The sequence below is a fragment of the Flavobacterium sp. 20NA77.7 genome (assembly GCF_031326205.1).
In the GTDB taxonomy this organism is placed as follows: domain Bacteria; phylum Bacteroidota; class Bacteroidia; order Flavobacteriales; family Flavobacteriaceae; genus Flavobacterium; species Flavobacterium nakdongensis.
On the sequence record NZ_CP133721.1, the window covers coordinates 681,854 to 694,008 of the forward strand.

Annotated in this window: 10 protein-coding genes; all 10 read left to right on the plus strand. The window is 32.8% G+C overall.

The window, feature by feature from the left end; all coding sequences use genetic code 11:
- Positions 1-14: 14 nt before the first annotated feature.
- The 10 genes from RF683_RS02885 (at position 15) to RF683_RS02930 (ending at position 12,154) form a co-directional block, all read left to right on the plus strand.
- Entirely contained in the window at positions 15-1,097 is a 1,083-nt protein-coding gene (locus tag RF683_RS02885; protein ID WP_309532715.1) for an efflux RND transporter periplasmic adaptor subunit, read from the plus strand.
- Positions 1,098-1,185: 88 nt separating this feature from the next.
- Positions 1,186-4,383: an efflux RND transporter permease subunit gene (locus RF683_RS02890; protein WP_309532716.1), complete on the plus strand. Its 3,198-nt coding sequence runs from the start codon at positions 1,186-1,188 to the stop codon at positions 4,381-4,383.
- Positions 4,384-4,438: 55 nt separating this feature from the next.
- Entirely contained in the window at positions 4,439-4,627 is a 189-nt protein-coding gene (locus RF683_RS02895; RefSeq protein WP_309532718.1) for a YgaP family membrane protein, read from the plus strand.
- Positions 4,628-4,685: 58 nt separating this feature from the next.
- Complete coding sequence (locus RF683_RS02900; protein WP_309532719.1) at positions 4,686-5,144, plus strand: hypothetical protein; 459 nt, start codon at positions 4,686-4,688, stop codon at positions 5,142-5,144.
- 75 nt (positions 5,145-5,219) lie between these two features.
- Positions 5,220-5,405 (plus strand): hypothetical protein, encoded by a 186-nt coding sequence (locus tag RF683_RS02905; RefSeq protein ID WP_309532720.1) that lies wholly within the window; start codon positions 5,220-5,222, stop codon positions 5,403-5,405.
- Positions 5,406-5,523: 118 nt separating this feature from the next.
- Positions 5,524-6,861 (plus strand): signal recognition particle protein, encoded by a 1,338-nt coding sequence (ffh, locus tag RF683_RS02910; protein ID WP_309532721.1) that lies wholly within the window; start codon positions 5,524-5,526, stop codon positions 6,859-6,861.
- A gap of 114 nt (positions 6,862-6,975) precedes the next feature.
- Positions 6,976-7,854 carry a bifunctional 5,10-methylenetetrahydrofolate dehydrogenase/5,10-methenyltetrahydrofolate cyclohydrolase gene (locus RF683_RS02915; RefSeq protein ID WP_309532722.1) on the plus strand — a complete coding sequence of 293 codons (879 nt, stop codon included), beginning with the start codon at positions 6,976-6,978 and terminating at the stop codon, positions 7,852-7,854.
- 141 nt (positions 7,855-7,995) lie between these two features.
- On the plus strand, positions 7,996-9,963 hold the full coding sequence (locus tag RF683_RS02920; RefSeq protein WP_309532723.1) for a peptidylprolyl isomerase: 1,968 nt from the start codon (positions 7,996-7,998) through the stop codon (positions 9,961-9,963).
- Complete coding sequence (locus RF683_RS02925) at positions 9,964-10,812, plus strand: hypothetical protein (protein WP_309532724.1); 849 nt, start codon at positions 9,964-9,966, stop codon at positions 10,810-10,812.
- The gene (locus RF683_RS02930) at positions 10,790-12,154 is read left to right on the plus strand and encodes a peptidylprolyl isomerase (RefSeq protein ID WP_309532726.1); all 1,365 of its coding nucleotides are present in this window, start codon (positions 10,790-10,792) and stop codon (positions 12,152-12,154) included. The genes RF683_RS02925 and RF683_RS02930 overlap by 23 nt, the downstream gene beginning before the upstream one ends.
- Position 12,155 lies beyond the last annotated feature (1 nt).

The following is a 12,155-nucleotide window of genomic DNA, read 5'->3' on the forward strand; positions in this document are numbered from 1 at the left end:
ACAAACAAATAAATATGAAAAAAATAATAACAATCATCACTTTATCATCACTAATCTTAACTTCTTGTGGAAGTGATAAAAAAGAAAATGTAGCTGATTTACCTGCAATTCCAGTAAAAGTAGCTGGAAATACTGAAAATTCAAACAGCGCATATATAACAGCAAGTGGTAAAATCGAATCGGAAAATAGTGCGAATCTAAGCACAAGAATGATGGGATATGTAACCAAAGTGAATGTAAAAGTGGGACAAAATGTTTCGGCTGGACAACTTTTGGTAAGCATCAATAATACTGATTTACAAGCAAAAAAAGCACAAGTGGATGCTTCAATCACACAAGCAACTGCGGGTTATAATAATGCTAAGAAAGATTATGATCGTTTTGTGAATTTGTTTGCACAACAATCGGCTTCGCAAAAAGAATTGGACGACATGACGGCTCGCTATGAAATGGCAAAAGCAGGTTTAGAAGCAGTCAAACAAATGCGTAATGAAGTGATGGCGCAGTTTTCTTATTCAAATATTACGGCTCCCTTTTCAGGAACGGTAACCAATACTTTCGTAAAAGAAGGTGATATGGCTAATCCAGGAATGCCTTTAGTAAGTATTGAAGGCGCTTCAAGATTACAAGTAACAGCAATGGTTTCAGAAAGCGATATTTCGAATGTAAAAAATGGAATGTCGGTTAAAATCAATGTAAAATCGTTAAACAAAGAAGTTGCTGGAAAAGTATCCGAAGTGAGTTTATCCGCAAAAAACACAGGTGGACAATATTTGGTGAAAGTAACTTTGGACAAAATGGATAAACAAATTTTATCTGGAATGTTTGTCAATGTGCAATTTCCAACGGCTAAAAAAGAAGTAACTTCTGTGAAATCGGATGTAGTTATGATTCCTGAGAGCGCATTAGTAAGACAAGGTCAATTGTCAGGAATTTATACTATTGGGAATGATAATATAGCTATTTTAAGATGGTTGCGTATTGGTAAAACATTTGGCAATCAAGTAGAAGTGTTATCAGGATTAGCAGCAGACGAACAATATATCGTTTCAGCTGAAGGAAAATTATTTAACGGAGCAAAGGTTAGTGTTCAGTAATTAGTAATCAGTTTTCAGTCGCAGTTTTCAGTTTTAAGCATTGCCTTTTAAACTTTTAAACTCATAAACTTTTAAACAAATAAATATCATGCAAGAAGGTATATCAGGTAAAATAGCCAATTTTTTCATCAACTCAAAACTAACCATTTTATTAATGGTAGCGTTGATGATTATTGGTACATACAGTTCGTTCTTAATTCCAAGAGAAGAAGAACCGCAAATTAATGTTCCAATGGCCGACGTAATGGTGGGTTATCCAGGGGCAAGTCCAAGCGAAGTAGAAAGTAGAGTAATTAAACCACTTGAAAAAGTAATTTCAAACATCAAAGGAGTAGAGCACATTCACAGTATGGCAATGAACGGTCAAGCCATGATGGTGGTTCAGTTTTATGTAGGACAAAATAGTGAAGATTCCTATGTGAAATTATATGACGAATTGATGAAACATCAAAATATGTTTCCGCAAGGGGTGTATCAACCTATGGTGAAAACACGTGCTATTGATGACGTTCCTATGTTGGGATTAACGCTTTGGAGTGAAAAATATGATGATTTCCAATTGCGTCAAATTGCAGAAGAAGTTACTTCGGAAGTTGAAAAAGTAAAAGATGTTGCTATTACCAAAGAAATTGGAGGAAGAACCCGCGAATTGAAAGTGGTTTTAGACAAAGATAAAATGGCTGAAAATGGGGTAGATGCTTTAAGCATTATGCAGATGATTCAGGCCAATAACGGAAGTTCGCAATCAGGGAGTTTTGTTCAAAATGACACGGAATATTTAGTTACAACCGGTAAATTTTTAAATACTTCTGAAGATGTAGAAAATTTGGTAGTGGGTGTAAATAACAATATGCCAGTTTATTTAAAACAAGTGGCTGCTATTCAAGATGGTCCACAAACACCAAAGAATTATGTGTCTTTTGGTTACGGAAAAGCGAATGAAAAATTTGCTAAAAACAATTCTGAATATCCAGCAGTAACCATTTCTATTGCAAAAGTAAAAGGTGCCGATGCAATGAAAATTTCGGAGAAAATTCTGGATAGAGTAGAAGCCTTAAAGAAAACCATTATTCCAACAGATGTTCATGTTGAAGTTTCTCGAAATTATGGAGAAACAGCATCGCATAAAGTAGGGGAGTTGTTAATGCATTTAGGTGTCGCAATTCTTGCTGTAACAGTATTAGTAATGCTAGCTATGGGCTGGAGAGGCGGATTAGTAGTGTTTTTCTCAGTGCCATTAACGTTTGCCTTAACTTTATTTAGTTACTATTTACTGGGTTATACGTTAAACCGAATCACACTTTTTGCCTTAGTATTTGTAGTGGGTATTGTGGTGGACGACAGTATTATTATTGCCGAAAACATGCACCGCCATTTCAAGATGAAGCGACTACCATTCAAACAAGCTGCTATTTATGCAATTAATGAAGTAGGAAACCCAACAATCTTAGCAACCTTTACTGTAATTGCAGCTATTTTGCCAATGGCTTTTGTGTCGGGAATGATGGGACCTTACATGATTCCGATGCCAATTGGCGCTTCTATTGCCATGATGTTGTCATTGTTTGTAGCTTTGACCGTTACCCCTTATTTAGGGTATCATTTATTGCATGAGAAAGACGAACAAGAACACAAAGAAGAACAAGGTTTAGAAACGTCTTGGATTTATAAAATCTACAAGAAAGTTGAACAACCACTTTTAGATAATTCTAAAAAACGTAACTCAATGTTCCTTATTACGATTGTTCTTTTGTTGGGTTCCGTGTTGATGTTCTTTACGAAATCAGTAGCAGTAAAAATGTTACCATTTGACAATAAAAACGAATTTCAAGTGGTAATCGATATGCCTGAAGGAACTACTTTAGAGCGAACTGCAGCAGTTACCAAAGAAATTGCGCAATATTTGTCAACCATTCCAGAAGTGGTAGATTACCAAAACTATATCGGTGCATCTGCTCCGATAACATTTAATGGTTTGGTACGTCATTACGATATGCGTGGCGGAAGCAATATGGCAGATATTCAGGTGAATTTACTACACAAAGAAGATCGTGATTTACAAAGTCATGATATTGCAAAAATCGTTCGTCCACAGGTTCAAAAAATTGCCAAAAAATATGGTGCAAATGTTAAGATTGTTGAAGTTCCACCAGGTCCACCTGTTTTATCAACCTTAGTTGCTGAGGTGTACGGACCAAATTATAATGAGCAAATCAAAGTGGCAAATCAAGTAAAAACAATTTTAGAAACCACTTCAGATGTGGTTGATACCGACTGGATGGTAGAAGCTCCACAAGTAGAATACAAATTAGAAATAGACAGAGAAAAAGCCATGTTAAACGGAATTGCTCCGCAGCAAGTAGTTGGTAACTTAACTTATTTGTTAAGAGAAATGCCAGTTTCTAATTTGTATGATGAACGTTCAAATAATCCTGTGGGCATTACACTTTCATTAGAAGACAAAGACAAAACTTCGATTCAAGATATTCAAAATTTGAAAATCAAAGGCAGTCGTGGAAACGTAGTTCCTGTGAGCGATTTGGTAAAAGTTACCACAGATACTTTGCAAAATACGATTTATAGAAAAGACCAAAAACGTGTGGTATATGTTTTAGCTGATATGGCTGGAGCATTAGAAAGTCCGGTGTATGCGATTTTAGGAATGAATGAGAAGTTAGAAAAAATGCAATTGCCAAAAGGCTATAAAGTAAACGAATTATACATGGATACGCCATCTGATGAAAGTGATTTCACGGTGAAATGGGATGGAGAATGGCAAATTACTTTAGAAGTATTTAGAGATTTAGGAGCAGCTTTCTTAGTGGTTATCATTATCATATATATGTTGATAGTAGGTTGGTTCCAAAACTTTAAAACGCCAATTGTGATGATGGTTGCCATTCCATTATCTTTAGTTGGAATTGTATTAGGACATTGGGTTTTAGGAGCATTCTTCACCGCAACTTCATTCATTGGAATGATTGCTTTAGCAGGTGTAATGGTTCGGAATTCAGTCTTACTGATTGACTTTATCGAAATACGTTTAAATGATGGCATTCCAATGAAACAAGCGATTATTGAGGCTGGAGCAGTAAGAACAACCCCAATTCTATTAACCACTGGAGCAGTAGTAATTGGAGCATCTATCATCTTGTTTGACCCAATTTTCCAAGGATTAGCGATTTCGTTAGTAGCGGGTGCAATTGTTTCTACGTTATTGACATTAATTGTAGTTCCATTGATTTACTACATCACGGAACGCAAAAAATGGGAGAAAAATAAATAACAATCAACCTGCAAGGTTTTAAAACCTTGTAGGTTTAAAATTAAAAACAAAAATTATGATAAATAGATTAATTAGAGCAATAGCAGGAACCTTTGTTATTTTAAGTGTGCTGTTAGGAATGTATGTTAACGAAAATTGGTTTTGGTTTACAATTTTTGTGGGAGCCAATTTGTTTCAATCATCCATTACCAAGTGGTGCTTGATGGAAGATATTTTAAGAAAAGTGTTTAAAATTAAGGACTAATAAAACAATATTTTTCATAATTTTGCGTTATATAAAAAAGTAATTAAACATTAATCTTATGAAAAAAATTAAATTTTTAATCGTGTTAGTATTGATTTTTACTTTGAATGTAGCATCTATGTGTAGTGATGATAATGATTCGCCTACAAATGTTAATCAAACACAGGTTGTCAATACAGTAATTTCAGGCACATGGAGAATCACAAACTATGTTGATTCCGGTATTAATGAAACAACAAATTTTACTGGCTACAATTTTACATTTGCATCAAACAATCAGGTAACAGCTGTTGGTAATGGATTAACTGTTTCTGGTACTTGGTCTGTAACGGATTCAAATAGTAATGATGACTCTTTAAATGACTTAGATTTTAATTTGGCATTTTCTACCCCAGCAAATTTTGTCGAATTAACAGATGATTGGGATATTGTTTCAAGAACAGATACGAAGATTGAATTAAGAGATGTGAGTGGCGGAAATGGAGGAACAGATTATTTAACTTTCGAAAAAAATTAAGAAAATATTATCAATTTGGTAAAAAATAATTTTTATCTTTGGTACAAGAATTAAAATAATTTAAATATAAACATTATGAAAAAAGTATTATCAGTAGTTGCTTTAATGGCATTTTTGGTTTCTTCTGCTTCTGTAGTTGATTTCAAAGAAAAAGAGAAAAAAACGACAAAAACAGAAAAATCTTGTTGTTCAGATAAAAAAGCAGCAGACAAAAAATCTTGCTCTACTACAGAGAAAAAATCTTGTTGTTCAAAAAAATAATTAGATTTAAGATAAGTACGAAACCGTTTAAGTAATTAAACGGTTTTTTTATGCCAATAAATGGCGAAACTTACAAATCAAATTCTTAAATTTGCCCTTCATTAAATCTTAAAAAACTATGTTTGACAATCTTACCGATAAGTTAGATAAAGCATTCCATATATTAAAAGGACACGGAAAAATTACCGATGTTAATGTTGCCGATACACTTAAAGAAGTACGAAGAGCATTACTAGATGCCGATGTTAATTTTAAAATTGCAAAAGATTTTACCACAAGAGTAAAAGAAAAAGCACTTGGTCAAAATGTATTGACAACCTTACAACCAGGCCAATTAATGGTCAAGATCGTTAAGGACGAATTAACTGAATTAATGGGTGGAGAGGTTACAGGTATAAACTTAGCGGGTAATCCATCAGTTATTTTAATGTCAGGTTTACAAGGGTCAGGTAAAACGACTTTTTCTGGTAAATTAGCTAATTTCTTAAAAACAAAAAAATCAAAAAAGCCATTATTAGTAGCATGTGATATTTATCGTCCTGCAGCGATTAATCAGTTGCACGTTGTTGGCGAACAAATAGGTGTTGAGGTCTATTCAGAACCAGAAAATAAAGACGCTGTTTCTATAGCACAAAATGCTATTAAACATGCAAAAGCAAATGGGTTTAACGTTGTTATTGTCGATACAGCTGGACGTTTAGCTGTTGATGAGCAGATGATGAACGAAATTGCAAATGTGCATCAAGCTATACAACCCGATGAAACACTTTTTGTTGTAGATGCCATGACAGGTCAAGATGCTGTAAATACTGCAAAAGCATTTAATGACAGATTAAATTTTGATGGGGTTATCTTAACAAAGTTAGATGGAGATACACGAGGTGGAGCAGCTATTTCAATTAAATCCGTTGTAAATAAACCTATCAAATTCATTGGTACAGGAGAAAAAATGGATGCTATTGACGTGTTCTATCCTTCCCGTATGGCAGATCGAATTTTAGGGATGGGCGATGTGGTTTCTTTAGTAGAACGCGCCCAAGAGCAATATGACGAAGAAGAAGCCAGAAAATTACAAAAGAAAATTGCTAAAAACGAATTTGGTTTTGATGATTTCTTAGCCCAAATTCAACAAATTAAAAAAATGGGAAGCATGAAAGATTTAGTCGGCATGATTCCTGGTGCAGGTAAAGCGCTAAAAGATGTAGAGATTAACGATGATGCCTTTAAGCATGTTGAAGCCATTATTCAATCCATGACACCAAAAGAAAGAAGTAAACCTGCAATTATTGATGTAAAAAGAAAGCAACGCATTGCTAAAGGTTCGGGCAGAAAAATGGAAGAAGTAAACCAACTAATGAAACAGTTTGAACAAATGAGCAAAATGATGAAAATGATGCAAGGTGGTGCGGGAAAAAATTTAATGAAAATGATGGGCAGCATGAAAGGCATGAGCTAAAAAAAGTCTAAGGTTTAAAGGTTCAAGTTCGAATTTTTAAACCTTTTTTTATAAATCTAACTACTCGTTTCAGGTAATACACAACGATACACCTGAAACATAAAACAAAAAAAAATGCAACTACTAGACGGAAAAAAAATCTCAGACGACATCAAAAATGAAATTACTGCTGAGGTATTAAAAATGAAACAACGAGGGGAAAAAGTACCCCATTTAGCCGCAATTATTGTGGGAAATGATGGGGCAAGTTTAACCTATGTTAACAGTAAAGTTAAATCCTGCGAGCGTGTTGGTTTTGAGTCAACATTAGTTAGAATGCCAGGCACTACTTCAGAAACAGAACTGTTAAAAAAAATCGATGAATTAAATAACGATAAAAATATTGACGGTTTCATTGTGCAATTGCCGCTACCACCACAAATTGACACACAAAAAGTAATTATGGCTATTGATCCCTCTAAAGATGTAGACGGTTTTCATCCAGAAAATTTTGGAAAAATGGCCTTAGATATGAGTACGTTTATACCCGCCACGCCTTTCGGAATTTTAGAGTTATTAGAACGTTATAATGTTCAAACGCAAGGGAAGCATACCGTAGTAATTGGGAGAAGCCACATCGTAGGTCGTCCAATGAGTATTTTAATGGGAAGAAAAGGATTTCCGGGTAATTCAACTGTGACGCTAACACATACACATACTAAAAACATCAATCAAATTACGTCACAAGCAGATATTATTATTTCAGCTTTGGGTGTACCCAATTATTTAAAAGCCGAAATGATTAAAGATGATGCGGTAATTATTGATGTGGGAATTACGCGTGTACCCGATGAAACCTCAGAAAAAGGATATAAAATAGTAGGTGATGTAGATTTTGAAAATGTATCTAAAAAAGCCTCTTACATTACGCCTGTTCCAGGTGGAGTAGGGCCTATGACCATAGCAATGTTATTAAAAAACACCTTACTCGCTAGAGAAAATGGAATAAAATAAAAAAAGCCCAAAAGGGCTTTTTTTAGTAAAACGGTTACTTGCAACCAAGAATGTCAAAATTAAGTTAATATGTAGCAATATACTTGTTTAATTACAATCATTTCCTATTTTTGTTAATTAACAAAATCATAAGAACAAAAAATGAAGTTTAAAACTATTTTTTTAGGCGTTTTACTAGTAGTGGTAAGCCAGCTTTCAGCGCAAAATGCTAAAGAAGTTCTATTTAAAATTGACGACAAACCTTATTACACAGATGAGTTTATTCGTATTTATAAAAAGAATTTAGATTTAGTAAAAGACGACTCTCAAAAAGATTTAAATCATTATTTTGATTTGTTTTTAGGGTATAAATTAAAAGTAGCCAAAGCCTATAAGTTAGGGTTGCAACATGGTACAAAATACCAAAACGAACTGAATTCCTATAGAAATCAATTAGCAAAAGCGTATTTAAATGATTCAAAAGTAACTTCAAAATTAATTGAAGAAGCATATACTAGAAATTTAACGGAATTAAGAGCTTCTCATATACTTATTTCTTTTGATGAAAGCGTTAAAGGAGCGGATACCATTCCGTTTTACAATAGAGCTTTAGCGTTAAAAAATAGAATTGAAAAAGGAGAAAAATTTGAAGATGTTGCGGTTGTAGAATCTCAAGATCCTTCAGTAAAAGACAATAAAGGCGATTTAGGTTTTTTTACAGCTTTCAGAATGGTGTATCCTTTTGAATGTGCTGCTTATAAAACGCCAGTTGGTCAATTGTCAAATCCTGTTCGCACACGTTTTGGTTACCACATTATAAAAGTAACAGATAGTAGACCAAATAAAGGAGAAGTAGCTGTTGCTCATATTATGTTAGCAAAACCGGCAGACAATAATGTTGCATTACTTGAAAAAAATCAAAAGACAATAGCCGAGATTTATGCAAAAATTCAACAAGGCGAAAGTTTTGAAGCCCTTGCGGCTCAGTTTTCAGAAGATAAATCTACCGCTTCTAAAGGAGGTGTTTTGCAACGTTTTGGAGCTGGACAATTAAGCGCTGAGGAATTTGAAAACGTTGCATTTTCGCTTAAAAATAAAGGAGATATTTCACAGCCTTTCGAAACGCAATTTGGCTGGCATATTGTTAAGCTAATTGATACGTATCCCATACAGTCCTTAGATCAAATGAAAGTAGAGTTGGAAAGCAAAATTAAAAGAGATGAACGCTCATTAATCATTACCAATACATTGGCACAAAAATTAAAATCTAAATACAGTTTTGAAACGAATACTAAAGAATATAAAAATGCAGAAAAAGCAGTAACAGAAGAAATTTATAGTCAAACGTATGAATTGCCAAAAGACAAAGAAAATTTAAGAGGTGATATTGCAACTATTAATAAAACAAAAAAAATAGGAACGCCTTCTTTTATGAATTATATCAATTCCCAGCAAAAAAATAAATTGACCACTAAGCCGCTTAATAAATTGGTTGCTGAACTATATGATAAGTGGAAAGACGAACAATTGATTGCATATTATAATGAAAATTTAGAAAATGAGTTTCCAGATTTTAAATATATTATGGATGAATATAGAGATGGTTTGTTATTATTTGAATTGATGGAGCAAGAAATTTGGAATAAATCAAAATCAGATACGCTAGGTTTACAAGCTTTTTATGAATCGAACAAAGGGAATTATCAATGGAAAAAAAGATATGATGTAGCTATTTTATCTAGTACAGATGAGCAAGCTATTCAAAAAGCTTCTTCCTATTTGCAAAAAGGAAAAGATATTGACTTTATCAAACAAAAATTAAATAAAGACAATAAAGTGGTTTTGATGTCAAAATCAGGATTGTATGAGGAAGATTATGACGTGTTAAAAAAAATGACATCCGTGCAATCTGGTGTAAATCCAGTCTTTAAAGATGGTAATTATTATTTTGTGGTACAAGTCAAAAATATAAAATTGCCCGAAAACAAAACTATTAGTGAATGTAAAAGTAAATTAGTAAACGATTACCAGCAATTTTTAGAATCACATTGGGTAGATAATTTGAAAAAGGAATTTACAATTACAATTGAAAATGGGACTTTTGAAAAAGTAAAAGCCCAATTAAAGTAAATGAAGAGAGTTGTTGTTTTAGTTGGAATTATATTTTTGTTGGGTTGTGCTGAAGCATCAAAGGGAGATAATTCAGATGCTATAGCTCGAGTAAATGATGCCTATTTATATCCTGCAGATATTCAAAATTTAGTACCTGCTGGAACATCAAAAAAAGACAGCATAACTTTGGTTAAAGACTTTATTACACGATGGGCCACACAGCAACTGTTAATGAATAAAGCTGAAAAAAACGTAAATAAAACACAACAACAAGAATTTGAAGAATTAATCAACCAGTATAAAATTGATTTATATACTAAAGCGTATTTGGAAGGTCTGGTTCAAACAAAAATAGATACATTAATTACTGAGCAAGAAATAGAAACGTATTATCAAAAAAATAAAACTAATTTCAGAGCAACAGAGCCTTTGGTAAAAATGCGTTACATTAATTTAGTGAAAGGTTCGTCTAAATTTTCAGCCATAAATACTAAATTTTCGAGATTTTCAAAAAAAGATAAGCAAGATTTACAAAAACAAGCTATACAATTTAAAAGTTATGCGTTAAATGATAGTCTATGGATTGATAGCAACCAAGTGTATGAAAAGCTACCCTTTATCAATCAGGAAAATAGAGATAAATATATCGCATCAGGAATGGCTTATCAATATACTGATTCGAGTTCCGTTTGGTTAGTCAAAGTAAAAGATATGATAAATAAAAATAACATCTTACCTTTGCAATATTGTAAGCCAACAATTAAACAGATTTTATTAAATAATAGAAAAACAGATTTAATCAACAAAATTCAAAAAGAAATAACAAATGACGCCATTAAAGACAATGATTTCGAAATTTTTAAATAAGCAAAACCTTATCCTATTAATCACTCTATTTTCGTTAGTTGCGACAGCACAAAAGAAACAAAAAGTGGATGGAGTTGCTGCTGTAGTAGGTGATTTTATCGTATTAGATTCTGATATAGACTTAATGTATATAGAAATGCAATCGCAAGGTATTGACACCAAAAACATCACCAGATGTGAACTGTTAGGAAAGCAATTAGAAGATAAATTGTATGCGCATCAGGCTATTCAAGATAGTATTGTAGTAACAGATGAAGAGGTGACTAGCTTTATGAATGAGCAAATTAATTCAATGGTTGAACAAATAGGTTCTAAAGAAAAGTTATATGAATATTATAAAAAGAAAGACGAACAAGATTTTAAGGCTTACTTTTTTGATATCATTAAAATGAATAAATTAACTTCTCAAATGCAACGAAAAATTATTGATGGGGTTTCTGTAACACCAGAAGAGGTAAAACAATTTTTCAATGGCATTCCTAAAGATGAGATACCTACTATTGGCGCAGAAGTTGAAATTGCTCAGATAATTGTGAAGCCTGTCATTACTAAAGAAGATAAACAAGCTGTTATTGATAAATTGAATGGTATTAGAAAAGATATTTTGGGGGGCACATCGAGTTTTACTAGTAAAGCTGTAATTTATTCAGAAGATCCTGGATCAAGTTCAAATGGGGGGTATTACAAAATTAATAAGAAAACACAATTTGTTAAAGAATTTAAAGATGTCGCTTTTCGTTTAAATGAAGGTGAAATTTCGGAACCTTTTGAAACAGAATTTGGCTACCATATCATTCAAGTTGATAAAATTATGGGACAAGATATTGAGTTGAGACATATTGTAATTAGCCCTAAAGTATCTTCAAAAGCAGTAGCAGAAGCAAAAGAAAAAATGGAGTCTATCAGAACGAAAATTGTCAACGGAGAAATTACTTTTGAAGATGCTGCAAGGTCTTCTTCTGATGATAAAGATACCAAAAATAATGGTGGGTTATTATTGAATCCTAGAACATCAGAACCTAAATTTGAGGTTTCAAAATTAGATCCAGCCCTTTACAATCAAATTAATACACTTAATGAAGGGCAAATGACCAATGTTTTTGTAGATCAAGAACGTCAAGGTGCTAAGTTTTTCAAAATTTTAAAAGTGGTTAAAAAAACAGCAGAACACAAAGCAGATTTTTCAACAGATTATATTAAAATTAAAGAATTAGCACTTTCAGATAAGCAATATAAGACCATTGCAAAATGGACCGAAGAAAACATTGAAAAAAATTATATAAAAATCAACGGGGAATATAAAGATTGTGTATTTACAAATAATTGGTTAAAAAAACAATAAC